Annotated in this window: 26 protein-coding genes; 9 read left to right on the forward strand and 17 right to left on the reverse strand. The window is 66.6% G+C overall.

Going from position 1 to position 24951, the window contains the following annotated elements; genetic code table 11:
• Entirely contained in the window at positions 1-1182 is a 1182-nt protein-coding gene (locus SFA35_RS17535; RefSeq protein WP_320571802.1) for a fumarylacetoacetate hydrolase family protein, read from the forward strand.
• A 101-nt stretch (positions 1183-1283) separates the two neighbouring features.
• Here the strand turns inward: SFA35_RS17535 and SFA35_RS17540 are convergent, their stop codons facing one another.
• On the reverse strand, positions 1284-2483 hold the full coding sequence (locus SFA35_RS17540; protein ID WP_320571803.1) for an MFS transporter: 1200 nt from the start codon (positions 2481-2483) through the stop codon (positions 1284-1286).
• Positions 2484-2589: 106 nt separating this feature from the next.
• On the opposite strand from SFA35_RS17540, the gene SFA35_RS17545 reads away from it, so the two are divergent.
• Complete coding sequence (locus SFA35_RS17545) at positions 2590-3531, forward strand: LysR substrate-binding domain-containing protein (RefSeq protein ID WP_320571804.1); 942 nt, start codon at positions 2590-2592, stop codon at positions 3529-3531.
• Here SFA35_RS17545 and SFA35_RS17550 read toward each other — a convergent pair.
• Positions 3513-4406: an AraC family transcriptional regulator gene (locus tag SFA35_RS17550; RefSeq protein WP_320571805.1), complete on the reverse strand. Its 894-nt coding sequence runs from the start codon at positions 4404-4406 to the stop codon at positions 3513-3515. The genes SFA35_RS17545 and SFA35_RS17550 overlap by 19 nt on opposite strands.
• 182 nt (positions 4407-4588) lie before the next feature.
• On the opposite strand from SFA35_RS17550, the gene SFA35_RS17555 reads away from it, so the two are divergent.
• From SFA35_RS17555 to SFA35_RS17570, 4 genes are all read left to right on the forward strand, one after another.
• The gene (locus tag SFA35_RS17555) at positions 4589-5641 is read left to right on the forward strand and encodes an NAD(P)-dependent alcohol dehydrogenase (RefSeq protein ID WP_320579088.1); all 1053 of its coding nucleotides are present in this window, start codon (positions 4589-4591) and stop codon (positions 5639-5641) included.
• Positions 5642-5820: 179 nt separating this feature from the next.
• On the forward strand, positions 5821-6060 hold the full coding sequence (locus SFA35_RS17560) for a CopG family ribbon-helix-helix protein (protein WP_320571806.1): 240 nt from the start codon (positions 5821-5823) through the stop codon (positions 6058-6060).
• On the forward strand, positions 6050-6334 hold the full coding sequence (locus tag SFA35_RS17565; protein WP_320579091.1) for a type II toxin-antitoxin system RelE/ParE family toxin: 285 nt from the start codon (positions 6050-6052) through the stop codon (positions 6332-6334). The genes SFA35_RS17560 and SFA35_RS17565 overlap by 11 nt, the downstream gene beginning before the upstream one ends.
• 34 nt (positions 6335-6368) lie before the next feature.
• Positions 6369-6926, forward strand: coding sequence for a GNAT family N-acetyltransferase (locus SFA35_RS17570; RefSeq protein ID WP_320571807.1), 558 nt, complete (start codon positions 6369-6371; stop codon positions 6924-6926).
• A 4-nt stretch (positions 6927-6930) separates the two neighbouring features.
• Here the strand turns inward: SFA35_RS17570 and SFA35_RS17575 are convergent, their stop codons facing one another.
• A complete protein-coding gene (locus tag SFA35_RS17575) occupies positions 6931-7230 on the reverse strand; it encodes a hypothetical protein (protein WP_320571808.1) in 300 nt (99 codons plus the stop codon).
• A 241-nt stretch (positions 7231-7471) separates the two neighbouring features.
• Here SFA35_RS17575 and SFA35_RS17580 point away from each other — a divergent pair, with 241 nt between their 5' ends.
• On the forward strand, positions 7472-9409 hold the full coding sequence (locus SFA35_RS17580) for a tyrosine-protein phosphatase (RefSeq protein WP_320571809.1): 1938 nt from the start codon (positions 7472-7474) through the stop codon (positions 9407-9409).
• Positions 9410-9737: 328 nt separating this feature from the next.
• On the opposite strand, the gene SFA35_RS17585 is transcribed toward SFA35_RS17580, so the two are convergent.
• The 14 genes from SFA35_RS17585 to SFA35_RS17650 form a co-directional block, all read right to left on the reverse strand.
• The gene (locus SFA35_RS17585; RefSeq protein WP_320571810.1) at positions 9738-10727 is read right to left on the reverse strand and encodes a helix-turn-helix transcriptional regulator; all 990 of its coding nucleotides are present in this window, start codon (positions 10725-10727) and stop codon (positions 9738-9740) included.
• Positions 10728-10848: 121 nt separating this feature from the next.
• Positions 10849-11268 (reverse strand): type II toxin-antitoxin system VapC family toxin, encoded by a 420-nt coding sequence (locus SFA35_RS17590; RefSeq protein WP_320571811.1) that lies wholly within the window; start codon positions 11266-11268, stop codon positions 10849-10851.
• Positions 11268-11519, reverse strand: coding sequence for a type II toxin-antitoxin system Phd/YefM family antitoxin (locus tag SFA35_RS17595; protein WP_320571812.1), 252 nt, complete (start codon positions 11517-11519; stop codon positions 11268-11270). The genes SFA35_RS17590 and SFA35_RS17595 overlap by 1 nt, the downstream gene beginning before the upstream one ends.
• A 66-nt stretch (positions 11520-11585) precedes the next feature.
• Positions 11586-13838: a type II secretion system secretin GspD gene (gene gspD / locus SFA35_RS17600; protein ID WP_320571813.1), complete on the reverse strand. Its 2253-nt coding sequence runs from the start codon at positions 13836-13838 to the stop codon at positions 11586-11588.
• Positions 13835-14341: a type II secretion system protein N gene (locus SFA35_RS17605; protein ID WP_320571814.1), complete on the reverse strand. Its 507-nt coding sequence runs from the start codon at positions 14339-14341 to the stop codon at positions 13835-13837. The genes gspD and SFA35_RS17605 overlap by 4 nt, the downstream gene beginning before the upstream one ends.
• Positions 14338-14949 (reverse strand): type II secretion system protein GspM, encoded by a 612-nt coding sequence (gspM, locus tag SFA35_RS17610; protein ID WP_320571815.1) that lies wholly within the window; start codon positions 14947-14949, stop codon positions 14338-14340. The genes SFA35_RS17605 and gspM overlap by 4 nt, the downstream gene beginning before the upstream one ends.
• Positions 14924-15958: a type II secretion system protein GspL gene (locus tag SFA35_RS17615; RefSeq protein WP_320571816.1), complete on the reverse strand. Its 1035-nt coding sequence runs from the start codon at positions 15956-15958 to the stop codon at positions 14924-14926. The genes gspM and SFA35_RS17615 overlap by 26 nt, the downstream gene beginning before the upstream one ends.
• The gene (locus SFA35_RS17620) at positions 15955-16674 is read right to left on the reverse strand and encodes a type II secretion system protein GspK (protein WP_320571817.1); all 720 of its coding nucleotides are present in this window, start codon (positions 16672-16674) and stop codon (positions 15955-15957) included. Before SFA35_RS17620 ends, SFA35_RS17615 begins: the two co-directional genes overlap by 4 nt.
• Positions 16671-17273 carry a prepilin-type N-terminal cleavage/methylation domain-containing protein gene (locus tag SFA35_RS17625; RefSeq protein WP_320571818.1) on the reverse strand — a complete coding sequence of 201 codons (603 nt, stop codon included), beginning with the start codon at positions 17271-17273 and terminating at the stop codon, positions 16671-16673. Before SFA35_RS17625 ends, SFA35_RS17620 begins: the two co-directional genes overlap by 4 nt.
• Complete coding sequence (locus SFA35_RS17630; RefSeq protein WP_320571819.1) at positions 17270-17632, reverse strand: prepilin-type N-terminal cleavage/methylation domain-containing protein; 363 nt, start codon at positions 17630-17632, stop codon at positions 17270-17272. Before SFA35_RS17630 ends, SFA35_RS17625 begins: the two co-directional genes overlap by 4 nt.
• Positions 17629-18057, reverse strand: a complete 429-nt coding sequence (locus SFA35_RS17635) for a Tfp pilus assembly protein FimT/FimU (RefSeq protein ID WP_414058418.1) — start codon at positions 18055-18057, stop codon at positions 17629-17631. The genes SFA35_RS17630 and SFA35_RS17635 overlap by 4 nt, the downstream gene beginning before the upstream one ends.
• A 4-nt stretch (positions 18058-18061) precedes the next feature.
• Positions 18062-18481, reverse strand: a complete 420-nt coding sequence (gene gspG / locus SFA35_RS17640; RefSeq protein ID WP_320571821.1) for a type II secretion system major pseudopilin GspG — start codon at positions 18479-18481, stop codon at positions 18062-18064.
• Between the two features lie 13 nt (positions 18482-18494).
• Positions 18495-19694 carry a type II secretion system inner membrane protein GspF gene (gspF, locus tag SFA35_RS17645; RefSeq protein WP_320571822.1) on the reverse strand — a complete coding sequence of 400 codons (1200 nt, stop codon included), beginning with the start codon at positions 19692-19694 and terminating at the stop codon, positions 18495-18497.
• On the reverse strand, positions 19694-21403 hold the full coding sequence (locus SFA35_RS17650; RefSeq protein WP_320571823.1) for a GspE/PulE family protein: 1710 nt from the start codon (positions 21401-21403) through the stop codon (positions 19694-19696). The genes gspF and SFA35_RS17650 overlap by 1 nt, the downstream gene beginning before the upstream one ends.
• 538 nt (positions 21404-21941) lie before the next feature.
• On the opposite strand from SFA35_RS17650, the gene SFA35_RS17655 reads away from it, so the two are divergent.
• Together SFA35_RS17655 and SFA35_RS17660 are read left to right on the forward strand one after the other, a co-directional pair.
• Complete coding sequence (locus SFA35_RS17655) at positions 21942-22199, forward strand: hypothetical protein (protein ID WP_320571824.1); 258 nt, start codon at positions 21942-21944, stop codon at positions 22197-22199.
• Positions 22196-24946: a beta-glucosidase gene (locus tag SFA35_RS17660; RefSeq protein ID WP_320571825.1), complete on the forward strand. Its 2751-nt coding sequence runs from the start codon at positions 22196-22198 to the stop codon at positions 24944-24946. The genes SFA35_RS17655 and SFA35_RS17660 overlap by 4 nt, the downstream gene beginning before the upstream one ends.
• Positions 24947-24951: the final 5 nt, after the last annotated feature.

Below are 24951 nucleotides of genomic sequence, written 5' to 3' on the forward strand. Positions count from 1 at the left end.
ATGCAAGCGCTGCGTTTGACCATCGACAATACCCTGCCCGAGGATTGGCAGCGGGCAACCCTGGTGGGCCGCGTGTGGCTGCCCGGAGCGCTGGCCGGCCCGGCCGTGGTGATCGTGCGCGACGGCCAGGTGCTGGACTGCACCGCGCAGTTCCCCACCCTGAGCCTTTTGCTCGACAGCGAATCGCCCTTGCTGGCGGTGCGTGATGCGAGGGGTACGGCGCTCGGCAGCATCGAGGCGCTGCTGGCCAACAGCGGCGAGCAGCGCGACCCGGCGCGACCCAGCCTGCTGGCGCCTGTCGACCTGCAGGTGATCAAGGCCGCCGGCGTCACGTTCGCCTCAAGCATGATCGAGCGGGTGATCGAAGAAAAAGCCGGCGGCGACGCGCAGCGCGCCGAGCAGATTCGCCAGCTGGTGCACGAGGTGATCGGCGACAACCTGCGCGACCTGCGCCCGGGCTCCGCCGAGGCGATGCGCCTCAAACAGGTGCTGATCGATCAGCAGATGTGGTCGCAGTACCTTGAGGTCGGCATCGGCCCCGATGCCGAGATATTCACCAAGGCGCCAGTGCTGGCGGCGGTCGGCAGCGGCAGCGCGATCGGTATCCACCCTGGCTCGAGCTGGAACAACCCCGAGCCCGAAGTGGTGCTGGCCGTCGACAGCCGGGGGCGCATCCATGGCGCGACCCTGGGCAACGACGTCAACCTGCGCGACTTCGAAGGGCGCAGCGCCTTGCTGTTGAGCAAGGCCAAGGACAACAACGCCTCCTGCGCCCTGGGCCCGTTCATCCGCCTGTTCGACGAGCATTTCAGCCTCGACGATGTGCGCCGCTGCGAGGTCGCGCTGCACGTCGAAGGCCGGGACGACTACGTGCTCAACGGCAAGAGCTCGATGAGCCAGATCAGCCGCGACCCAGCGGACCTGGCCGGACAGACGCTCAACGACAACCACCAGTACCCGGACGGCTTCGTGCTGTTTCTCGGCACCCTGTTCGCCCCCACCGACGACCGCGACCAGCCCGGGCAAGGCTTCACCCACAAGGAAGGCGACCTGGTGCGCATCGCCTCGCCGGCATTGGGCGCGCTGCACAACCGCGTGACCACCAGCGACCAGGCGCCGCGCTGGGAATTCGGCGTCGGCGCATTGATGCAGAACCTGGCTCGGCGCGGGCTATTGAGGTAACGCGGCCCCTGTAGGGACCGAGTTTGCTGGGGAACCGGGTCGCCGGTTTCCCCGGTCAAGCCCGGTCTTGCAAAGCCAAGCCCGGTCCTGCAATGCCAAGCCTACTCCCGCACCCGCGAGGCAAACACCATCACCGGCACCAGCGTCAGCACCGCCGTCAACGCCACTACCACCGTCACGAAATGCACGCCCAAGTGATCGCCGATCACGCCGTACAACACCGGGGCCAGTGCTCCGGAGCCAATGGTGCCGGTATAGAAGATCGCGAACGCCCGCTCTAGTTTGTGCGAGTCGACCACATCTGCCACGGCGCCGTAGAACACCGAAGACGTGCCATTGAGCATCGCCCCGAGCAGTGGCAGGGCGAACAGGGCCAGCCCCAGCGGGGCCCACAGCACCACGCCGATCAGCGCCGCCGTGCCGAGTTCCGTCACCCATACCGTGCGGATCATGCCCAGCGATTCGGACAGCCAGCCGCAGGCGAACTTGCCCACTGCGCCGCCGATGAACACCAGGGTCAGCGCCAGCCCGGTCTGCGCCAGCGTGCCGCCATGGGCCCTGACGATGAAGGGCAGGAAGGTCAGAAAGCCCATGCGCACGGCGCTGTCCAGCACGCCGGTGGCCAGCAGGGCGTAGAACGCCGGCGGATTGGCCTGGCCAGGCAGGTCGCCCGGCTTGTGTTTGGCGGCGGCGGCCCCGACGTTTTCCGAGGACCGAAACAGCGCCCACATCAGCAACGCCGAGGCGATGCTGACGATGGCGTACAAGGCCACCGTGCTCTTGTATGAAAGATACCCCAGCAGCACCGCCGCCCCCGCCGGCAGCAGCGATTTGCCCAGGTCGCCGGCGAAGTTGTAGATCCCCAACGGCTTCTTCGCCTCGCGCCCATAGGCACGCGAGACCATCGCCGAGGCGATGGGATGCTGGGTGCTGGCGCCGATCCCCGAAAGCACCAGCGCCAGGCCCAGCAACACCACGCTGTCGGCCAGGCCGCCGAGCAGCCAGCCGCTACCGGTCAACAAGGTAGCGCCGATCAACAGTTGCTGTGGCCGGGCCATTTTCATCGCCAGTGCAGCCGCCGGCACCTGCAGGACCGCAAGGGTCAGCGAGTAGGCGCTGCGCAGCAGGCTGAGCACGGTAAAACTCAAGGCAAAGCGGTCTTTCCACACCGGCAGGAAGACGTACACCAGGTCGCTCAGGCCATCGTGGGTGGCATGGGCCAGACAGGCCGCAGCCAAGGTTTTCTTGCGCGAATGATCGGATTGTGGCGCAGCGGACAGGGCCGCATCGGAGAACTTCATGCTCACTCACCTGGCGATAAACAACGTGATTGCAACCGAAGCTTCATTCTAGAATGGGCACTTTCGCCCCGGTTAATGAAACGATTTCATACCCCATGATGCTTATTTGCGAGCACTGCCCGTGGCCCTGAAAAAACTCCCCTCGCTGGGCTCGCTCAAAGGCTTCGAGGCCTGCGCCCGGCACCTGAACTTCTCCCAGGCGGCCGCGGAGCTGCACCTGACCCAGAGCGCCATCAGCCACCAGATCAAGCAGCTCGAGGAGACCCTCGGGGTCAGCCTGTTCGAGCGCCAGCTGGGCGCCATCACCCTCACCGAGCAGGGCGCCGAATTGCTGTCGGTGGTGCGCGGTTTCCTGCGCGACATGACCCGGCTGGTCGACAGGTTCGCCCGGCAGACGCAGCGCCCGGTAACCCTGCAGGTCTATGTCCACGACTCGTTCGCCAGCACCTGGCTGCTGCCGCGCCTGGCCGGCTTCACTGCACAATGGCCGCACATCGATGTGCAGATCGCCAATGAAGAGTTCGCCCGCTTCGACGGCGCCGCGCAAGTGGCAATCAAGAATGCACCGAGAGGCCATCTCTGGCCCGGGCTGTTCACGTCCTTGCTGCTGGAAGAAAAGATGTTCCCGGTCTGCAGCCCGGGCCTGCTCGAGACGTTCGGGCGGCCCGGCCATGCCGCCGAAGTGTTGAACTACCCGCTGATCTTTCGCACCCGCGACATGCTCAATGGTGGCCCGGTGCGCGCGCCGTCATGGGATGCCTGGCTCGACCATCACGACCTGACCTACGCTCCGCTCAACCGCGCGCTGACCGTGCCGCACACGCACATGGCGGTGCTCGGCGCAGTTCGGGGCCTGGGCGTGGCCATGGCGCGCACCTCGCACCTGGGCGACGAGCTGGCCAGCGGCAAGCTGGTGAAGGTGTGGGACGAGGAGCTGGACACCGACAGCGGCTATCACTTCCTTTGCGCCCAGGGCAAGGAGCAGTCTGCGCCCATTGCCGCCTTCCTGTGCTGGCTGCGCGCCGAGGTTCAAGCCAGCGTGCGCTGAGCGGCTTCGCTACCCGGGCTGCGATCGTAGTAGCGCTTGTACTCGCGGCTGAACTGCGAGGTGCTCTGGTAGCCGACCTTGTGCGCCACCTGCGCCACGCCCAGGCCCTCGCCGATCAGCATCTGCTGAGCCTTGATCAGCCGCAGGCGCTTGAGGTACTGCACCGGCGAAAGCAAGGTGCTGCGTTTGAAATGCTCGTGGAAGGTCGAGGGGCTCATGTTCGCGCACCGCGCCAGTTGCTCCACGCTCAGCGGCTCGGCGTAGCGCTCGCGCAGGTAGTTCAGCGAGCTGGCGATGCGGGCGAAGTGCCCCTGCTGCTCGACCAGTGCCTGCAATACCCCGGCCTGCGGTCCGCGCAGCGCCACGTAGAGCACCTCGCGCAGTCGCGCGCGGCCCATCACCCGGCATTCGAGCGGGTCGTGCAGGCAGCGCAACAGTCGCTCGACACTGCTGCGCATGCTGTCGTCGAGGGCCGCCGAGGTCATCGACTCGGGAGTCTGCAACTGTGCGCTGCCGGGGGTGCCCATGCTTTCCACCAGTTCGCCGAGCAGCAGACGGTCGATGGCGATAGCCACGCCATACAGCGGCTCCTGCGCGGTAGCGAAGGTCTCGCACATGAAAGGTACCGACAGCGCCTGCACCAGGTAATGCCCGGCGCCGTACTCCAGGGTACGCGGGCCCAGGCGTGCCAGCTTGCTGCCCTGGGCAAGGACCATCAGGCTGGGCTCGTAGATCTGCGGGCTGCTGGCGACGTAGTGATCCCAGCTGAGCACCTGGACTTCGGGCAGCAGGGTGTCGACGAAACCGGGGCGGGTCGCCAGCGGCTTGATCAAGGCGCACAGGCTGGCATTGGCGTTGTCGTGGAGCGTGACCATGAACGAGGAGGACCGGGGCGGAGGATTGGACACTGGCATCATCGCAGAAACGGGCGTTTGCGTAAGGGCTCGGTGAGCAATGCCGGAGAATCAGGCATGACACCCGGAGGAATGTTCATGGGCTGATGTGCCCGGTGCGGGGAAAATGCCGGTCTGTTTTCATGACTCCTCGAGGTCCGACCATGTACACCGCCATCGGCTACGCCGCGCAGTCCGCCACCGCCCCCCTCGCACCCATGACCTTCGAGCGCCGCAGTCCGCGTGCGGACGACGTGGCCATCGAGATTCTTTACTGCGGCGTGTGCCACTCCGACATCCACCAGGCGCGCAACGAATGGGGCATCGCCGTGTACCCGCTGATGCCCGGCCACGAAATCGTCGGCAAGGTCACCGCCGTGGGCGCCAACGTCACCCGCTACAAGGCCGGAGACCTGGTCGGCGTCGGCTGCATGGTCGATTCCTGCCGCCAGTGCAGCGCCTGCCAGGCGGACCTGGAGCAGTATTGCCTGCAAGGCCCGACCATGACCTATGCCACCCCTGATCGGGTCGACGGCAGCAACACCATGGGTGGCTACTCCAACAGCATCGTGGTCAGCGAGCATTTCGTGGTGCGCATCCCGGCTGCGCTTGACCTGGCGGCCGCCGCGCCGATCCTCTGCGCCGGCATCACCACCTACTCGCCGCTCAAGCACTATGGCGTCAAGGCCGGCGACAAGGTCGGCATCCTCGGCATGGGTGGCCTGGGCCACATGGGCATCAAGTTTGCCAAGGCCATGGGCGCCGAAGTGACCCTGTTCACCCGCTCGGCGAGCAAGGCCGAAGAAGCCCGCCGCCAGGGCGCCGACCACGTCATCGTGTCCACCGATGCCGCGCAGATGCAGGCCGCCGCCGGGCGCTTCGACTTCCTGCTCGACACCATCCCGGTGCAGCATGACCTCAACCCCTACCTCGACACCCTGACCTTCGACGGCGTGCACATCCTCGTCGGCCTGATCGAACCGGTCGATCCGCCGGTACACGCCGCCAACCTGGTGATGAAGCGTCGCGTGCTGGCCGGCTCGTTGATAGGCGGCATCGCCGAGACCCAGGAGGTCCTGGATTTCTGCGCCGAGCATGGCATAAGCTGCGATATCGAGATGCTGGACATCCGCAATATCAACCAGGCGTTCACCCGCATGATCGCTGGCGACGTGAAGTATCGCTTCGTGATCGACATGGCGACCTTGCAGGCCTGAGGCTCGCAGTGGCCTCGCCTCCTCATCGCTGGGGCGAAGCTCCCGGGAGGCGCAGGGCCGCCCTGGCTGTTGTTCTGCAAGGCGGCCCGTGGGTCGCTGGTAATGCATGGAAACGCATCTGGCGTGTTCTTGTAAGCGGTTGTAGGCTGGTGTCATACACATCACTAGCCGAGACGAGCATGCCTGTCATGTCTATACGCCTATCCGAAGAAATGGCCGATTCCCTTGCGGCTCTGGCTCAGGCTACTGGCTGCAGCAAGTCCTACCTGGCGGTCGATGCGCTGCAAGGCTATCTCGACCGCGAAGCCTGGCAGGTCGCAGAGATAACCAAAGGCCTCGGCGAAGCGGATGCCGGCGACTTCGCCAGCCCGGGGGAAGTGGCCGCTGTGACAGGCAAATGGACCGGCACTGCAGGTTGAATGGCTGAAGACTGCGTTGCAGAACCTTGATGACGAAGCCACATACCTCGCGGCCCACTCTCCTGCTGGCGCTGCCGACTTCATACAGCTGGTCACGGCCGCCGTCGCCCGAATGGCGGAGTTTCCAAACATGGGGCGGCAAGGCCGCGTACTGGGCACCCGAGAGTGGTCCATCCCTGCCACCCCCTATGTAATTCCTTATCGGGTCAGGGCCAACCGTTTGCAGATCCTGCGAATATTCCACACTCGCCGTGCTCCGCCGGCAACCTGGTAACCCGCCACACTGGCCGGCAGCAAGGACTCGCCCCATGCCTACCCCTACCCTGCACACCCCGCGCCTGCTTCTTACGCCCCTGCAACTGAGCGACGCGGCGCATATCCAGCAGCTGTTCGCGCATTGGAGCGTGGTGCGTTTCCTCGACGCGCGGGTACCCTGGCCCTACCCCGCCGACGGCGCGCTGACCTACGTGCGTGACCACGCACTGCCCGCCATGGAGGCGCTGCGCGAGTGGCACTGGATGATTCGCCTGGCCGAGCAGCCGGCACAGGCCATCGGCAGCATTTGCCTGTATGACCAGCCCGGTAACCATCGCGGCTTCTGGTTGGCGCCCCAGTGGCAAGGCCAGGGTTATATGCGCGAAGCCTGTGCGGTGGTCAACGAATTCTGGTTCGAGACCCTGGGTCGCACCTTGATGCAGGTACCCAAGGCACTGGGCAATCACGCTTCACGGCGCATCTCCGAGAGCGAGGGCATGCAGCTGATCGATACCCGCCCCGGCGAATTCGTCGGTGGTCCCATGCTCAAGCAGACCTGGGAACTGACCCGGGTGGTGTGGCGCAGGCGCACGGGACGCCTGGCCCAATGACGCCTCAGTCGTCTTCCACGTCGACCTGGCAAACACCGTGGGTCTTGTCCTTGCCGGTGTAGGACACCAGCGGCGTGCCATCGGGATTGATCGTCAGCGACAAGGTGATGTTGGCATCGCTGGCTTCATAGGCGTTGTCATTGAGGGTCTTGAGCTTGGCTTCCTTGCCATTGATGGTGATCGGGCCGTTTTCGTCGGCATGCACCTGGACGCCCTTGGGGCAGGTCGCGTTCAGGAAGGGAATCTCGGCCTGGGCCGTACCGGTGACGGCCAGAAGCGCGCCTGCGAGCAATAGGTATTTCATCGTAGCCTCTCTAGGTGCCAGCACCCCGCTGGCCTGCAAGGCCCCCAAGATACCTCGGCACAGGGCCTGCTGCGAAGGCCCATCGACGTAATTGCTGCAGTTGTTCATGCAGCGATGTGGACCAATCGCGCCGGCGGCATACCGATCGCGCAGGCATTTGCCATGTGTCAAAACTTGTCATATTCGCGTTCGAATCGGCACAGATAGTGGCCAGCCTACCCCGTACTCAGGAGGCTGTATCGTGTTGCACCGTATCGTCTGTTCGCTATCCTTGCTCGCCCTGTCCATCGCCGCCGCGCAAGCCGCCGATGACACCGTCCTGACCACCCCGCGACTGGCCAGCATCGACAACTTCCGCGACATCGCCGGCACCACGCTGACCGCCGGCAGTACCCCCTACAGCACCGCCAATGACGGCACCATGCGGGCCGGCGTGTTCTACCGCTCCAACGCCCTGACGCCGTCGGCCGCCGACCTGGCCACCCTCGACAGCCTGGGCATCGGTGCCGTGTACGACCTGCGCACGGCCAGCGAAATCGCCGCCACACCGGACACCGTGCCCAGCGGCGCGACTTACACCAACATCGACATCATCGGCAGTGCCAGCTCCGGCGCCAACATCACCAGCGTCTCGTATACCAGCGCCGCCCAGGCGGTCGCCTTGATGCAGGAAACCAACCGCGCCTTCGTCAACGACGCCGGCATGCGCAGCCAGTTTGCCGTGCTGTTCAACGACCTCGCCTCGGTGGACGCCGCCCAACTGATCCACTGCACCGCCGGCAAGGACCGCACCGGCTGGGCTACCGCGGTTTTGCAGAGCATCGCCGGCGTCGACAGCGCGACCATCATGAGCGACTACCTGGCCACCAACACTTACACCGCCGCCCGGGTCGCCGCCACCCTGGCCGCCTTGCCGGCCAGCTATGCGGCCATCTACGCGCCGTTGCTGACCGTGGACGCCAGCTACCTGCAGGCCGGCCTGGACGAGGTGGTGGCCGACTATGGCAGCATGGACAACTACCTCAAGGAGGGCCTGGGCCTGTCCCAGGCGACCATCTACGTGCTGCGCGCCAAGATGGTCTATTACAACAGCCTGCCTGGCCAGGCCGGGCTGGTCGGCAACGCCGCCGCCGGTGCGCTGCTGTTGCAGCAACTGCAGAACAGCAGCCTCTCCGGCACCTACACCGCCTACAACTACTATCTGCAATCGGCCATCGACAGCGGCTCGCTGGGCGGCGTGCAGGACCGCATCGGCGGCCAGGTGCATGCCGATGCCGCAAGCTACCTGCTGCGCCAGGGTGGCCTGATCGAACAGGCGACTGCGCCCTATGCCAGCGCCGACGATCTCAAGGTCGGCCAGCGCAGCGTGTGGACCACAGGCCTGGCAGGCTATCTGGGCACGGACGGGTCGGCCCATGCCGCCAGCAGCAATGAACACACCCAAGGCACCCTGATCGGCGCGACCCAGCGCTTTTCCGAACAGCTGGGTGGTCACGTCGCGTTCGGCTACGGCCACGGCACGGTCGGCGGCGCGGGTGGCGAGGTGGACACCGACAGCACCTTCGTCGGCATCGGTGCGCGCCTGGCGGCAGACAGCCTGGAGCAGGGTCTGTTCGTGGCCGCCGACGTCAGCGCCGGCTATGTCGATTACTCCAGCAAGCGCGATCTGGGCGAGGGTCTGGGCACAGCCAAGGGTGATACCCATGGTCGGCTGAGCAGCGCTACCCTGGCCCTGGGGTATCGCCTGCCAGCGGCTGCGGTGACCCTGGAACCGAGCCTGGGCGTGCGGGTCAGCCACCTTGACCTGGACGGGTTCAGCGAAAAAGGCAGCGAACTGGCGCTGGACGTCGACGGCACCCGCCAGACCCGCCGCAGCGCCCTGGCCAACCTCAAGGCGAGCCTGACGCCAATGGGTCTGGCCGGCGGTTGGCAGCTGGTGCCGGGACTGCAGGTGGGCTACGAGCACGTGCTGGGCGAGCAGCGGGTCGACAGCGATGCCCAGGTGCTCGGCCTGGATGTCAGCCAGCAGGCGGCGTTCGCCCATCGCGATCAATTCAGTGGGGCGGCCAATCTGACCGCCAGCCTGGGCGCCCTCAGCCTGGGCGCCGAAGTCGGCGCCGTCGGCGGTGGCGACAGCAGTGGCTGGAGCGGCAGCGTCAAGGCCAGCTACAGGTTCTGAGGTTGTAGGGTTGGAATGGCCGCCATGTGTCCGTCGAGAAGTTCAATATGACCACCACCGGCCGCCCGCGCGGCCTATCGCCAGCTACGCCGGCTCCTACATCGGTTTCGATTTATGTTCATCCAATGGCATCGCCTATGACCGCTCTTGATGTTCGGTGATAGCCTGCCATGCACCAAGGCGGTCATAGGTAATGCCACTGGAATGGCACGTTCGAAGCAAATGTGGGAGCCGGCGTAGCTGGCGATAGGCCGCGCGGGCGGCCGCTGGTGGCCATATTCCCGGTCGGCGATATCGAACCTCACGCGCCCCCTCATGGCCCCCCAGCCTAGCGCCGCCGCACCTCCATCGGCCCTACCCCGTAGGCGCTGCGAAAATATTGGCTGAAGCGTCCGACATTGGCGAAGCCCAGGCCTTGGGCGATCTCGCTGACCGAGCGCGGGCTGTCCTGCCGCAGGGCCTGGTAGGCGCACTCGAGACGCACCTGGCGCTGGTAGCCGACGATCGAGGTGCCGGCAAACCGGCGAAAGCCGTCCTGCAGCGCCCTCAGGCTGACATGGCTCAAGGCGGCCAGTTCGCTGCCACTGACCAGCACCTCGGGCTGCGCCTGGATGTAATCCATGGCCAGCTTCACATGGCGCGGTGCAATGCCTGGCGCCGGGCGCTTGAGCGCCTCGCTGTGGTTGTGCGGCCACACCTCCAGCAGCGCATCCACCAGCATTTCCTGCAGGCGCGTGGGCAGCAGCGCGCTGCAGTTGATCAGGTGGTCGAGCTCGGCGCCGGTGGCAAAGCGCACCATTGCACGCAGGCCATCGAACGCCGGATCATTCAGGTCGACTCGGGGAGCGAAACGCACCGGCTGCATCACCGGCCGGCCGAGCAGCAGCGACAGGCGCTGGGCAAACAACCCGCGACGTACCGACAGCCCATACTGGCTGTGCCCGTCGACAAAGCGCACCAAGCGCACTTCGCGCTTTTCCACCGCCAGGCCGACGCTGGGCACGCCCAGGGTCTCGTTGGCCAGCTCGAAGACGATGCGCCCGGCCGTGGGCAACACAAAGGTGATTTCATCGTCCAGCGCCGGGATCTGCACGCGAAAGTCGCCGCGATAGCTCATGTGCCGAAAGCTCACGCCGTCGTGCCGGCCATACACCCCGGCCACGCTCAAGGGGTGGCCCTGGCGCGGAATGTCCGAATAGAGCGTACCGAATACTCGCTCGAACAGGCTGCCGAAGGCGTCGCCGCTCATGGCGTCGGAGCGGATGATGATCTGCCGGCGCCCAGCGCTGGCCATCGGGTAAGCGGATATCAGCGACATGACCGTCCTTTGCTGGCAATGCGTGCGGCACGCTAGCAATGCCAGATGACAGGCCTGTGACAACCAAAGGATCACGCCGGCTCGACGGCCTCTCGGGCGCTGCTCGCACCAGAGCCTGCGGTCAGGCTCGCCAAGGGTTGAGCAGCGGCACGCCCATGTGCTGGAAATCGCGGATATTGCGGGTCACCACCGTCATGCCGTGAAGCAGGGCCGTAGCGGCAATCAGTGCATCGGTCTCCTGCCGCGGGTCGGGTATGTGCAACCGCGCGCAGCGCAAGGCCACGGCGCTGTCGATCGCCAACACCCGTCCGGCAAATACTGGTAGTACATGCTGATCGATCCACGTACGCAGGATGGCGCCTTGGGACGCATCCTTACGCTGGATCCTCAACACGCCGGTTTCCAGCTCGAGCAGTGTGACGGCTGAAATGAACAGGTCTCCCGCGGCGACACCCTGCGCCCATTCGACCACGCCAGGGTCAGCCTTGGCCGACCTGGCCTTCCTCAATTCGGAAACGACGTTGGTGTCCAGTAGATACATCAGCTGAAGTCCACCGGACGCGGCTGAACCTCGACGCGAACAGGCTCGAACTCGATCTCTTCACTGCCCGGCATTGCCAGCAGATCGATGATGCTGGCCTGCCCGCCGGTGAGGCGCTGGTATTCACCGATGGTGAGCAACACGTGAGCCGGCTTGCCTCGATCGGTAATGAACACCGGGCCGTTGTGGGCGGCCTTCTTTGCACCGCTGGTGTCCTGATTGAATTCCCGGCTTGAAATGGTGAGGTGCATGGAAAGTCCTCCAGTCAAAGTGTAGATATGTTACTACAATATCCCTCACCGTCAACCAGCCCAGTCTCAAGGCCGCAGCAACTGCATCTGCTGGCGGTAATCGTCGGTCACCTGGCGCGCCTGGTTCGCACTGGTGACCACCCGCGGGGTGATCAGCACGATCAGCTCGGTGCGGTCGCGGCTCTTGCTGGTGGAGCCGAACAGCCAGCGCAGCCCGGGGATGTTGGCCAGGCCCGGGACACTGGAGGTGGACTCGGCGTTGTCCTGCTTGATCAGGCCACCGAGCAGCACGGTCTGCCCGCTTTGCACGGCGATCTGGGTCGAGACCGAGCGCGTCGAGATGCTCGGGTTCGGTTGCGCGGTGGTCACGCTGCTGGTGTCGGCATCGCTGACCTGCTGCTTGATGTCCATGTACACCAGGCCGCCCGGATTGATGCGCGGGGTCACGTCGAGGATGACCCCGGTCTGCACGTATTCCACGCTGCTCAAGGTGGTGGTGGAGCTGCTGGTATTGACCGTGGTCTGGTTGATGGGAATGTTGTTGCCGACCTGGATCTGCGCCTGCTGGTTGTTCATCACCACCAGCGAGGGGGCCGACAGCACCTGGGTGCGGCCATTGGTTTGCAGGGCATGCAGGGCAACCTGCAGGTGGTTGCTGACGAACGAATAGAACAGCGAGTCGCTGGAGCCCAGCCCCGCCCCGCCACCGCCCAGCGCACCCTGGCTGCCGCTGGCGTCGGCCACCGTGGTGCTGGTCGAGTTGCCCGCCAGCTGGCCCAGGTACCACTGCACGCCCAGGTCCAGTTCGCCGCTGAGCTTGACCTCGAGGATGCGCGTCTCGATCTGCACCTGCAGCGGCAGATTGTCCATGCGCTTGATGGCCGCCTCGATCTCCTTCCACTGCGCCGGGCGCGTGCGCACCAGCAACTGGTTGGTGCTTTTCTGCGCGGTGATGCGCACGCTTTCTTCCAGGGTCTTCTGGCTGGCGCTGCCGGCGCTGTCGGCGTCACCGGCGCTGTCGCTGCTGTCGCTGCTGTCGCTGTCGGCGTCCTCTTCACTTTCATCGCTGGCGGGGGTGGCGCTCTGCGCCGTGCTCATGCCGCCTGTCACCTGGCTGGCGCTGGTGGTCGAGCCGCTGCCGTTGAGCGATGACAGCGTGGTGGTGCGCAGGCCCGGCGCAACCTTGGCGGCGGCCTCTTCCTTGATTGCGCCGCTGCCGTAGATCTGCCGCAGATAGCGCGCCAGGTCGGTGGCCTTCATGTTGCGCACGTCGTACACGTACATCTGCGGTTCGTTGCCGCCGCCCTCGTCGATGGTCTTGATCCAGTCGCCGACCTCCTGCAGGTAGGCCGGCTGCGCGGAGATGGCGACGATGGAATTGGTGCGCTCGTTGGGCATGAACTTGACCATGCTGGCCAGCGGCATGCCGCTGTCGGGGCCGAAGGCCTTTTGCAGCTGCGGCATCAATTCACCGACCGCCGCGTGCTGCAAGCCGTACACGGCGATCGACATGCCCTTGAGCCAGTCGACGTCGAAGGTGTCGATGGTGTCCTGGTAGTTGGCCAGCTCCTCGGCGCTGCCGGCCAGGCTCAACACGTTGCGCGCGGGGTCCACCAGCAGGAAGGCGTTTTCCCGCACGAACGGCTTGAGCAGCTTCTGCATCTCCAGGGCGCCGATGAACCGCAGCGGGTACAGGCGCGCCGACAGGCCGCTGGCCGGCTGCGCCACGGGCATCTCCGGGACCAGCTTGCCGGCCACGGCCTGGGCGGCGGGCAGAATCACGTAGCGGTCGCCCTGGCGGATCATCGCGTTGTCGGTCCAGGACAGCAGCGTCTCCAGGATCGACAACGCCTGCTGCCGGTTGACTGGCCGCGAGGTGGAGAAGCTGACGTTGCCCTTCACCTGCGGGGTGATGCTGTAGTTGGCGTGCAGCACATCACCCAGCACCGTATTGATGACCGCGTCGATCGGCTGGTCGGTGAAGTTGAAGGCAATGTTGCCCGGCGCATCGTCGCCGCTCTGCGCCGTGGCGCCCGGCAGGGTGCGGCTGCCCTGGCCGTGGATGAAGCGCTGGCTGCCGACGATCAGCTGCCGGGGCGGCGGCGCACTGTTGGCCGGCGCCGGGCTCGGCAGCTCCAGCGCGGCGGGCGGCGGCGCCTGGTCGCCGGTGCCGTTGAGCGCCTCGCGCATCAGCGCCGGGTCGTTGTGGCTTTCCTGGCGCGGCCAGGCACAGCCGCCCAAGGCAATGGCCACGGCCAGGCCCAGCAGGGGCAGGCGCAAGGTGGCAAGGGGTGTCGGTGCAGCGATCGGGTGGGTCATGGTGCCGTTACGTCGAAAGGTGAGGAAAGCCGGACCGTTGGCGCGGGCAAGCGCACCAGAGGCAGATTCAAGGTTTGCGTCTGTCCCTGACGCTCGAAGGTGGCGCTGCTGCGCGACAGCGCATGCAGGGTCCAGCCGCCCTCCAGGCTGTCGCCCAGGCGCAGCTTGAGCGGCGGGTGACCGGCCTGGCGCAGCAGCGCCCATTGCGCCTGGCCCTGGCTGATCACCCCGCCCAGGGTCAGCCCAGCCAGCGGGTTGCTCACGGCGGCCGCCGGGCCCTGGTCAGGCTGGCGCGTTGGGCTGAACAAGGGGTGCTGCCAGGCCACGGCCAATTGCTCAGGAAGCAGCGGCGCCAGCGCCGGCATGGGCGCAGCACTCGTCCGCGCGGGCGCGCTCAGCGCGGCGGGCGGCCATTGCAGCGGCGCGCTGGGCGCCAGCCAGAGCCAGGCCAGCGCCGTAACCAGCACGCCGTCGAGCAACACGACCCACGCCAGCGGCCTCATGAGCGCGGCTCCACGGCGGCGCTGGCGGTAAGGTAGCCGCGCAGCAACAGCTGCACCTTGAGCCGCCCCGGGCCACCCGCCCCTTGCGGGCCGACGCTGCCGTGCAGGCTCAGGTCTTCGACGAACACCACCGGCTGGCCGTATTCAAGCTCGGCGAGCAGGCGCAGGAGCGGCTCGGTACCGCACGCAAGCGTCAGGCTGACCTTGACCTGCCGGTAGGGTACAGCGGGGTCCTGGGGCGGCACGATCGGCATGCGTTGGCTGACCACGCAGCCCGGCCCCTTGCCCGCCTGGGCATTGACCCGCTCCACCGCATACTGCATCAGGTCGGCGGCAGCGCCGTTGGCGTCGTCGCCGGCCAGCAGGCTGCGCTGGCTGGCCGGGTCGCTGCGGGCCTGTTCGAGCGCGGCCTGCAGTGCCGGCCCCTGCGCCAGCAACTGCGCGTAACGCTGATGCTGCTCCTGCAGCCCTTGCGCCTGCGCGTCGAGCTCGGCCATGGGCGCGGCGAACCAGCTGTCGATCAGCAGGTACCAGGCGCTCCACAGTAGCAGCGCCAGCAGCAGCAGCGCGCCCATCTGGCGTTCAAGGGGTTTGAGCGGTCGGCGCATCGGCGGCCTCCTGTCTGATTCGTGCCACCAGGGCGAAGCGGTCATTGCCGGTCTGCCCGTCGGGCTGGATGACCCCTTGAAACTGCACCGCCTGCAGGTGCGCGCAGCCCCGCGCGTGGTTGAGCAGCGCGCTGGCATGCCGGCTCTGGCCGGCGACCGAGAGCTCGCCGCTGTCGCGCACTTGCAATTGCTCCAGCCAGCTGTCGTCGCCCAGGCACTCGGTCAACTCGCCGAGCAGCTGGCTGGTGGTCGGCATGGCGGCCTTGAGGCGGCTCAGATAGCCCGCCGCGTCGCGACTGTCGGTCAATTCACGGCGCACGGTTTGCAGCTGCGCCACCTGCCGGCGTTGCTCGGCCACCTGCGCGCTCATCTGCTCGACCGCGACCTGGCGCTGCTCCAGCAGGCTGGCCAGCAGAGCGATCAGCAAGGCCAGCGCCAGCACCATTGCGGCGCGCAGCAGCCGGGTCGCAGCCCCAGCGGACCGGCGTTCGAGGGCCAGCAACTCGCCGGGCAGCAGTTGCCCACTTTCATCCAGCGCGCGCAGGCTGTGCACCTGCAGCCCAAGCCCCTGGCAGTGCTCGAGGATCGCGCTCAGCCGCTCGCGGCCGATGGCGACCAGCAGCACGCGGGCGCGGGTGGCATCGCGTTCGAGCAGGCGCACGGCGTAGTGCACCTGCTCGGCGGTGAACGGCGTGTAGCGGTCGATCTCGAAGCCGACCACCGCGTGCAGGTTGCCGGCAGCGGCCGCCGGCAACTCCAGGCGCTGCACCAGCACCAGCGACGCCGGCAACAACAGGGTCGCCGGGCGCGTGCTGTCCACGCCAGGCGGCAGTGGCCAAACCAGCCGTTGCCGCGCGGGGCCAGGGGCCATGCGTGCGCGCACGGCGCCGGGCAGCAGCCCGACCAGCTCGGCGCACCAGGCGTACAGCCACCGGCGCGGTGCGCTGTGGCCCCAGCGCTGGCGGAGCGAGTCAGCCTGCTGACGCAGGTTGGAAATCAATACGGTCATTCTTGCCAGCGCAGGACCCGATACGGTCGTGCGCCCTCCTTTGCCGGGTTGAGCATCAAGGTCGTGTGCAGCGTCGCGCGTTGGCCGTCGGCCAGGCGTGCGGTGCTGACAATGGTGAATATCTGCCCGGGCTGCGCGTCGCCGACATGCACCACCGGCAAGCCCAGCGCCCGGGCCAGGCGCGCTGGCGCGAGGCTCGGGTCGGGTTGTTCGGCGCCGGACCACACCGTGACCAGCCCTTGCACGCAGCGGTACAGCGCGTAGGTCATGCCCGGCAACTGGCCGAGTTCTTCCAGGGTGCGCAGCGCTGCCGGGCCATTACGCCGTTGCTCCAGCGCCTGACTGACGTCCGCGCTGGCCGCCGCATCGGCGCCGCAGGCCGACAGCAGCCGGCGCACGTCCGCCGCCGACGCGGCGTTGAGGTCCAGCTTGCCGCGCTCACTGCGCACCCGCACCCACAGCTGGGCGCGGCCCAGTTCGACGCGATGCGGCTGGCCATCGGCGGCCCAGCGCTCGCGCGGCTCGCGGGCCTGCAGGGCCATCACGGCCAGGCTCAGGCCGGCTTCGGCGGCCAACAGCGCCTGGGTGTGGCCACTGAGCCAGGCACTCTGGCGATGCTGCAACTGCACCGTCGCCGCCAGTGCGGCCAGCAGCACCGACAACAGTGCCAGCAGCCACAGCACCAGCAGCAGGGCAATCCCCTGTTGGCGCTTCATTCGCTGCCCACTTCGCCAGCCAGGTCCAGGCGCAGGTTGATCTCCTCGGTGACCCACGGCAGCGGCCCTTGCAGATGCGCCTGGATGCGCACCTGGCGCGGCAGCCGTTCGGGCCACGGCCAGGCGGCCAGCCAGCCGCTGTCCTGCGCCTGCGGCGACAGCCCGCGGTAGCTGAAGCTCATCTGTTGGACATCGTCGAGCAGCAGCTGCACCTCGCCCACCGGCAACAGGACCTGGCCCATCAGCCGCGCGAAGCGCACTTGCAGGCGGTGCTCGCTGCTGCTGATCCGTTGCTGATACAGGCCACCGCCCAGGGAATCGGGCAAGGGTGCGACAAACACCAACTGATCCGCCGCGCCGATGAAACGCGGCGCCTTGGCCTGCGAAACATCCGTGGCCAGCGGCAGGGCCTGGCTGATGGCCGCGCGCAGAAAACGCTGCGCCCCGCGCACCTCGTCCAGCCGTGTGGCGTAGAGATCGGCCCGGGCCTGGCTGGCGGTGGCGTTCAACACGAAGGTCCCGAGCAGGCCGATCAGCACCCCGAGCAAGCTCAGCACCACGAGGATTTCCAGCAGGGTAAAACCGCGTTCGCGCTTCATGGCCCGCTACCGCCGCTGCGCACCCGCAAGGTGCTGAACTGCGCCTGGCGCGCGCCGTCCCTGACGCTCAGCTCGATCTGCCAGAGCCGCGCCTGGCCGCCCTGGGCCGGTATCGGGGCGATGTCGCAGGACCATGGCAAGCCGTCCCACTGCCCTTGCGAGTGGCCGGCCTGGAGGGGCCCAGCGTCCAGCTGATCGAACAGCGAACGGGCGGCCAGACTGATGCGATCGTTGCTGGCCAACTGCTGCAGACTGCGCGCACCTTGACCGAAAGCCACCAACAAGACGCTGGCGCAGACGGCCAGCAACGCCAGCGCGGCGAGCATTTCCAGCAGGGTAAAGCCCTGCTGGCGGCTCATGGCAGCGCCCTCAGGGTCACGGCGCCCGTCAGCCAGGCGACGTCGATGCGCCACTGGCGTTGATCACGGCTGATCAGCACATTGCCGCCGCTGGCACCGCCATCGGGGTAGAACTCGAACGCCGCTCCCAACGCTTCGGCGGTCTGCAGGCGCACCTGCCAGTCAGCAGGCCACGGTGCGGGCCGCTGGTGCGGCCCCTGCACGCGGCGCTGCCCGAGGTCGAAGCGGGTCAGTGCCGGTTGGCCGCTGACGATGGCTTGCACCCGCGCCGCCCGCAGCGCCTGGACCATCTGCGTCAGCGCACGACGCTCGGCGGCCTGATGCAGGCCGCGGCCGAGGCCGACGCCGACCAGCCCCGCCGCCACCCCGACCAGCGCAATCACCACCAGCAATTCGAGCAGTGTGAAGCCACGGCCAGCGCCCACGGGTTTATTCCCAGTTGCCAAGGTCAGCCTTGTAGCCATCGCCACCGGGTTGGCCGTCCTGGCCGTAGAAGATCAGGTCGAAACTGCCGTGCTCGCCCGGGAAGCGATAACCGATCGGGTGGCCGAATGGGTCGTCGAGGTCCGAGGGCTTGGCGTAGGGGCCGGCCCAGCCCTTGGCATTGGCCGGTCGGGTGAGCAGTTCCGCCAGGCTCGCGGGCGGTGCGCCGACATCCAGCGCGTAGCTTTCCACCTTCATGCTCAGGCTGGCCAGCTGCGCCTTGCCCGCGCCGTACTTGCCCTTGTCGACGTTGCCGCCGACCTGGCGCACGACGATGGTGGCGACGATGCCCAGCAGGACAATGACCGCGAGCATTTCCAGCAAGGTGAAGCCGCCTTGGCGGCGGGCGGAGCGTGGCGTTTTCATGATGGGTGATTCCTCAAATGTTACTGGTCAGGCTCATCAGCGGAAGCATGATGGCCAGCATGATCAGGGCGACCAGCAGCGCCATGACTAGGGTCAGGGTCGGTACCAGCGCGGCCAGCACACGGTCGATACCGCGCTTGACCTCGACGTCGAAGACGGCGGCGGCCTTGAGCAACATGGCGCCCAGTTGCCCGGACTGTTCGCCCACCTCGATCATCTGCAGGGCCAGCTCCGGCAGCAGCGGCGGCGCGGCAAAGGCAGCGGCCAGGGTGCCGCCGCCCTTGACCTGTTCGATGGCTTGCTCGACCTGGCCGCGAATGGCCAGGTTTGCGCTGACCTGGCGCATGATCTGCAGCGCCTGCAGCAGCGACACGCCGTTGCCCAGCAAGGTGCCCAGGGTGCGTGCCAGCCGCGCGGCTTCCAGCCGTTGCAGCAGCGGGCCGATGATCTTCAGTTGCAGCAGACGCCGGTGGTGGCGCTGGCGCCGCAGCGGGTTGCGCCGCGCCGCGCCGGTGCCGGCCACCAGCGCCGCCGCAGCGCCCGCCAGCCACAGGCCGTAGGTGCTCAGGGCCTGGCTGAGGGCGAGGATGGCCTGGGTGATCCACGGGATCGGCACCCCGAGGTCGCTAAAGATCGGCACGAATTGCGGCACCACGTAGGTCAGCAGCAGGACCAGTGAGCCGAGCACGCCAACCACCAGAAAGGCTGGATAGATCAGCGCGTTGACCACCTCCCCGCGCAGCTTCTGGCTGCGCTCCAGGTACTCGGCCAGCTGCCCGAGGGCCAGTTCCAACGCGCCGCCGGCTTCGCCGGCACGCACCAGGCTGACGTACAGGCTGGAGAACTGCCCGCCCTCTTCTTCCAGCGCCTGGGACAGCGGCTTGCCGCCTTTCACTTGTTCGCGAACACGTTGCAGCAGCGTGGCTCGGCGGCGCTCGCCGGCCTGCCTGGCCAGCACGCCCAGCGCCCGTTCCAGCGGCTGGCCGGCGCCGAGCAAGGTCGCCAGCTGCTGGGTGAAGCTGACCAGATGCGCCCCGCCCAGCGCCTTGGCCACACGGCCACGGCGGCCTCGGCCCGCGCCCGGTTGCAGCTTGAGCACCAGCCAGCCGCGGGCCTGCAAGGCGGCGGCAGCGCTGGGCGCGTCGGCGGCCTCGATCCAGCCTTTGTGCGCGGCGCCGTCGGCGTCCAGGGCGCGGTAGCTGAAGGGTTGCATCAGTCCTCCCGCGCCACGCGCAGCACTTCTTCGAGCGAAGTGATGCCGGCCAGGGCCTGGCGCAGACCGTCCTCGAACAGGCTGACCAGCCCATGACGGCGCGCGGCCTGCTCCAGGGTGGCGACGTCGGCCTGGCGCATCAGCAGGCCGCGCAGCTCGTCGTTCATCACCAGCAGCTCGGTAATCGCGCTGCGCCCGTGGTAGCCGCCGCCGGCGCTGTCCGGGTCGGGACGATAGAGCAGGATCGGCCGCTGGGCGGTGTACTGGTCCAGACGATGGCGGGCGATCAGTTCGGCCGGGGCCTCGAAGGCGATGCGCGTGGCCGGGTCGAGCCGACGGACCAGGCGCTGGGCCAGGATGCCTTGCAGGGTCGAGGCGATCAGGTAGTGCTCCACGCCCATGTCGAGCAGGCGCGTGATACTGGCCGCCGCGCCGTTGGTGTGCAGGGTCGACAGCACCAGGTGGCCGGTCAGCGAGGACTGGATGGCGATGCGGCAGGTGTCCAGGTCGCGCATCTCGCCGATCATGATCACGTCGGGGTCCTGACGCACGATCGAGCGCAGCACGCTGGGAAAATCCAGGCCGATACTTGGCTTGACCTGGATCTGGTTGATGCCGGGCAGCTGGTATTCCACCGGGTCCTCGGCGGTGATGATCTTGCGCTCGGCGGTGTTGAGCCGCGACAGCGCGGTGTACAGGGTGGTGGTCTTGCCCGAGCCGGTCGGCCCGGTCACCAGCACGATGCCGTGGGGCCGTTCGAGCAGGCCCAGCAGCTTGGCCAGGCGCGGGCCGTCGATGCCCAGCGCCGGGAAGTCGAAGCTCACGGTCTGGCGGTCGAGCAGGCGCATGACCACCGACTCGCCAAAGCTGGTGGGCACCGTCGACACCCGCAGGTCGAGTTCGCGACCCTGCAGGCGCAGCATGATGCGCCCGTCCTGGGGCAGCCGGCGTTCGGCGATGTCGAGCCGCGCCATGATCTTCAGCCGCGAGATGACCGCGGCGGCGTAGCTGGCGGGCGGCGCCTCGCCGGTGGTCAGCAGGCCGTCGATGCGGTAGCGCACTTGCAGTTGGTCTTCGAAGGGTTCGATGTGCACGTCGGAGGCGCGTTCGAGTACGGCGCGCTGCAGGATCATGTTGACCAGGCGGATCACCGGCGCCTCGGAGGCCAGGTCCTTGAGGTGTTCGATGTCGTCCAGCCCGGGCGCCTCGTCCAGCGATTCGAGCAAGGCATCCATGGCGCTGCGACCCTGGCCGTGAAAGCGTTCGATCACGCTCTGTACTACGGCGGCCGTGGCCAGCTGCAGGCGTACGGCCTTGCCGGCGCAGTAGGCCAGCGCGTTAACGGCATAATGACTCAATGGCGGGCTGGCGACGACCTCGATATAGCTGGCGTCGGCCCCGATGACCACCAGGCCGTAGTGGCGCAGGAAGCGTTCACTGCCGATCGGCAGCGGTTCGAGCGCCGCCAGCGCCTCCTGCGCCAGCCGCGGCGCTGGCAGCAGGGCGGCGTAGGCCAGCACGGCCTGCTCGTCGCGCACGGCGCCCAATCGCAGCAGCACTCGCAGCAGTTCGCTGTCGTCGCGGTACTGCGCCACGCACAGCTTGCGCGCCCGGTTGATGTCGGCACTCGGCAGTTCGGCATGCTCTACCAACCATTCGCAAACTTGCGCCTGGGTTGCAATGGGCGCTGAACTTTCCGACCGCGACATTTATGCCAAACCACTCATCAACCCGCACCGAGCTGTCTATAGGCCGGCGCGCTGACTATTTAAATTACGGATATTGAATATCGCACCAGAGCGTAACTTTCCGCTTGGCGAGATTAACTTTGCATCACTGTTAGAGCACCGATTACCCCCTGAAAGGCAGCAGGATTTTCGACGCCGGAGAAGCTTAACAGGTGCTTAAACCTATTATCAACTAGGTTTAGTGAATGGGTTTAATATAGCGATAAATCAATTTTTAATGGCGTTTTATTGCACATTTCTACAGCTTATAGCTATCTAACACCGGGAAACTGACGAATTCTACCGCGACACCTCTCCCCGCCCAAGCCCTCACAGCGAGGCACAAGCTTTGCAACCCTGGCTTTTTGCGAACCCTTGGGCGTTTTGCAAAATCTTTTTGCAGCCGTTGAACTTTTAAGTGCATCATCCGGACTTAGTGACGATCCGCCCGGGCATGTAACGCCTGAACTCGTCATTCCTCTCACTTTCCACGACTCGAGACTTATCGATGATCCGACCCATGTTCCCCATCTTTGGGGCCGTTCTTCTGTGCGCCCAGAGTTTCGCTGTGCTGGCCGCCGACAGTGTCGCTACCGGTGCCGTTTCCGGAGCGTCTTCGGCCTCTGCCGAACAACAGGTGCGCGACAAACTCGAGGCCCAGCGTGCGCAGCTGAGCGGCGCCGCCAGCCTGGCCAAAAGTGCCAGCCAGGGGGCAACCACAGTCATCGACACCCCGGTGCAGAGCGACGACGCCCCGGCCCAGGTGCAGCAGCCATGATCCAGGACAACTGCGCGCAGGCCAGCCCTACTCTCGTTAAAAGGACCTTTCCCTTGTCAGTCTTCAAACACACCCTGGGCCTGAGCCTGCTGGCGTTCAGCGTGGCCCAGGGCAACCTGGCACTGGCGGCCGTGACGCCTGCCACCGGCAACGCCGTGGAAGCGCGGGTCAGCTCGATCCTCGACAACATGAACGAGTCGGAGAAGATCAACTTCACCCGCGTCGATGACGGCCACATGATTCCGTCGCTGCTCAAGTGGGGCATCAAGGGCACCGTGGCCTACGACTCTTCCATGGGCGTGCACGTCAACAACGCCACCTTCGGCGCGCAATACCCGTCGCAGTCGGCCCTGGCCGCGACCTGGAGCATCAACCGGGCCAAGGAGTTCGGCCTGGCCATCGCCTACGAGACGCGCATCTCCGGCGGCCAGCAGATGCTCTCCCCCGGCGTCAACCTGTACCGCACCCCGTACGGCGGCCGCGCGGCCGAGTACCTCAGCGGCGAGGACCCGTTCCTTGGTGCCGTGCTGGCTCCCGCAGTGGTCAACGGCATCCAGGTGCAGGGCATCCAGGCCAGCGGCAAACACTTCCTGGCCAACGAGCAGGAAGCCAACCGCCAGGCCGTGAACGTCAACGTCGACGAACGCACCCTGCGCGAGATGTACCTGCCGGGCTTCGAGTCGATGGTCAAGAACGCCAACGTCGCCTCGATCATGTGCGGCTTCAACAAGATCAACGGTGACTACGCCTGCGAGAACCATCACCTGATCACCGACGTGCTCAAGGGCGAATGGGGCTATCAGGGCATGGTCATCAGCGACTTCAACGCCATCCATGACGCCTTCAAGGGCGCCTGGGCCGGCACCGACATCGACATGCCGTCGGGCCTGCAATTCACCGAAGCCAACCTGATGCCGTACATCTGGAGCGGCCAGCTGACCCAGAACGTCATCGACGACAAGGTCAAGCGCAACCTGCGCGGCATCGTCAGCTACGACCTGCAGGAAAACCTCAACACCGCGCAGACCCTGGAACACACCGAGTACGGCGCGCGCGCCGCCCTGGACACTGCGCGCGAAGCTATCGTGCTGCTGCGCAACCAGAACACCAGCGCCGGCCAGCCGCTGCTGCCATTGGCGCGCTCGGCGAAGATCGCCGTGATCGGCGACTGGGCCTACGAGGCACCTGCTTCGCCGTTCGGCACCGCCAACTCGCCACCCAACAGCTACGTCACCGAGCTCAGCGGCCTCCAGCAACTGGCGTCGAGCAGCGCCAAGGTGACCTTCCTGCCCGAGCTGAGCCTCAATCCCAAGGCCTCGGTGTGGTACCAGCCGAGCACCGGCAGCAACAGCATCAGCAATGCCGGGGTCAAGGCCGAGTACTTCGCCAACACCAGCTTCTCCGGCAGCCCGGCGCTGACCCGGGTGGAACCTGGGGTCAACTTCAACTGGACCACCAGCAGCAACGTGACCGACGCCGGCACCACCGCCGTTTCAGGTTTCAGCCCCACCGCCGGCGCTTTCTCGGCGCGCTTCAGCGCGGTGATCAAGCCGGTGGTATCCGGCCCGCAGGTGTTCAAGGTGCGCGCCGACGGCCCGTACAAGCTCTGGGTCAACGACGTGCTGGTGCTGCAGAGCGACGGCGTGCCCTACTCCTCCGACGTGGTCAACGCCATGGTCACCTCTGGCCAGACCCCCTCCCTGGTCGCCGGCAAGCCGTACACCGTCAAGCTTGAGTACCAGCGCACCCAAGGCAACTTCACTCCGGCCCTGGGCGGTCTGGCTGGCGTGCAGATGAGCTGGGCAGCCATGCGCCCGGCCAAGGACCTGGCGCAATACGACGCCGTGGTGGTGGCCGCCGGTACCAACTACGAAAACGAGGGCGAAGGTTCAGACCACGGCTTCGAACTGCCCGACCAGCAGGCCGACCTGATCAGCAACGTGGCCAAGGTCAACCCCAACACCATCGTCGTCGTGCACGGCGGTGGCGTGGCGGACATGCAACCGTGGGCCACCAAGGTCGGCGCCACCCTGCAGGCCTGGTTCCCTGGCCAGCAAGGCGGCCAGGCCCTGGCGGAGATCCTCTACGGCAAGGTCAACCCGTCGGGCAAGCTGCCGGTGACCATCGACAAGAAGATCGAGAACAACGCCAGCTACGCCTCCTATCCGGACCCGGCGCTGTACCGTGGCGACAACGCGGCCACCCAGCTGACCTACAGCGAAGGCCTGTACCTGGGCTACCGGGCCTACGACAAGAACAACAGCAAGCCGCTGTACCCGTTCGGCTTCGGTCTGTCGTATACCACTTTCGGCTACAGCGACCTGAAACTGTCGAGCAACGTGCTGACCCCGGGCGCCACGGTCGACGTCAAGTTCACTGTGACCAACACCGGCGACAAGGCTGGCTACGAAGTCGCGCAGCTGTACGTGCAGCCGGTCAACCCGGCGGTCGAACGGCCGGAGAAAGAGCTCAAGGGCTTTACCAAGGTCTGGCTCAAGGCCGGTGAAAGCAAGCAGGTGAGCATCCCGCTGGATTCGCGCTCGCTGGCCTACTACGTCGACAGCAGCGACAGCTGGAACGTCGACGCCGGCAAGTTCAAGATCCGCGTCGGCAGCAGCTCCCAGGACCTTGCCCTGAGCAAGACCCTGACCACGCTGTACCCCGAGCAGCTGACCACCCGCGACAGCAACCCGCTGCCGCTGCCACTGCGCAAGGCGGTGCAGGTCAAAGCCGACCGCGCCTACTGATGGAA

It is taken from the genome of Pseudomonas sp. HR96, from assembly GCF_034059295.1.
GTDB lineage: Bacteria > Pseudomonadota > Gammaproteobacteria > Pseudomonadales > Pseudomonadaceae > Aquipseudomonas.

Coding starts and splice junctions, on each gene's coding strand:
- SFA35_RS17535 (WP_320571802.1), top strand. CDS start 1: ATGCAAGCGCTGCGTTTGACCATCGACAATACCCTGCCCGAGGATTGG.
- SFA35_RS17540 (WP_320571803.1), bottom strand. CDS start 2,483: ATGAAGTTCTCCGATGCGGCCCTGTCCGCTGCGCCACAATCCGATCAT.
- SFA35_RS17550 (WP_320571805.1), bottom strand. CDS start 4,406: ATGGTCACGCTCCACGACAACGCCAATGCCAGCCTGTGCGCCTTGATC.
- SFA35_RS17555 (WP_320579088.1), top strand. CDS start 4,589: ATGTACACCGCCATCGGCTACGCCGCGCAGTCCGCCACCGCCCCCCTC.
- SFA35_RS17560 (WP_320571806.1), top strand. CDS start 5,821: ATGCCTGTCATGTCTATACGCCTATCCGAAGAAATGGCCGATTCCCTT.
- SFA35_RS17570 (WP_320571807.1), top strand. CDS start 6,369: ATGCCTACCCCTACCCTGCACACCCCGCGCCTGCTTCTTACGCCCCTG.
- SFA35_RS17575 (WP_320571808.1), bottom strand. CDS start 7,230: ATGAAATACCTATTGCTCGCAGGCGCGCTTCTGGCCGTCACCGGTACG.
- SFA35_RS17585 (WP_320571810.1), bottom strand. CDS start 10,727: ATGTCGCTGATATCCGCTTACCCGATGGCCAGCGCTGGGCGCCGGCAG.
- SFA35_RS17590 (WP_320571811.1), bottom strand. CDS start 11,268: ATGTATCTACTGGACACCAACGTCGTTTCCGAATTGAGGAAGGCCAGG.
- SFA35_RS17595 (WP_320571812.1), bottom strand. CDS start 11,519: ATGCACCTCACCATTTCAAGCCGGGAATTCAATCAGGACACCAGCGGT.
- gspD (WP_320571813.1), bottom strand. CDS start 13,838: ATGACCCACCCGATCGCTGCACCGACACCCCTTGCCACCTTGCGCCTG.
- SFA35_RS17605 (WP_320571814.1), bottom strand. CDS start 14,341: ATGAGGCCGCTGGCGTGGGTCGTGTTGCTCGACGGCGTGCTGGTTACG.
- gspM (WP_320571815.1), bottom strand. CDS start 14,949: ATGCGCCGACCGCTCAAACCCCTTGAACGCCAGATGGGCGCGCTGCTG.
- SFA35_RS17615 (WP_320571816.1), bottom strand. CDS start 15,958: ATGACCGTATTGATTTCCAACCTGCGTCAGCAGGCTGACTCGCTCCGC.
- SFA35_RS17620 (WP_320571817.1), bottom strand. CDS start 16,674: ATGAAGCGCCAACAGGGGATTGCCCTGCTGCTGGTGCTGTGGCTGCTG.
- SFA35_RS17625 (WP_320571818.1), bottom strand. CDS start 17,273: ATGAAGCGCGAACGCGGTTTTACCCTGCTGGAAATCCTCGTGGTGCTG.
- SFA35_RS17630 (WP_320571819.1), bottom strand. CDS start 17,632: ATGAGCCGCCAGCAGGGCTTTACCCTGCTGGAAATGCTCGCCGCGCTG.
- gspG (WP_320571821.1), bottom strand. CDS start 18,481: ATGAAAACGCCACGCTCCGCCCGCCGCCAAGGCGGCTTCACCTTGCTG.
- gspF (WP_320571822.1), bottom strand. CDS start 19,694: ATGCAACCCTTCAGCTACCGCGCCCTGGACGCCGACGGCGCCGCGCAC.
- SFA35_RS17650 (WP_320571823.1), bottom strand. CDS start 21,403: ATGTCGCGGTCGGAAAGTTCAGCGCCCATTGCAACCCAGGCGCAAGTT.
- SFA35_RS17655 (WP_320571824.1), top strand. CDS start 21,942: ATGTTCCCCATCTTTGGGGCCGTTCTTCTGTGCGCCCAGAGTTTCGCT.
- SFA35_RS17660 (WP_320571825.1), top strand. CDS start 22,196: ATGATCCAGGACAACTGCGCGCAGGCCAGCCCTACTCTCGTTAAAAGG.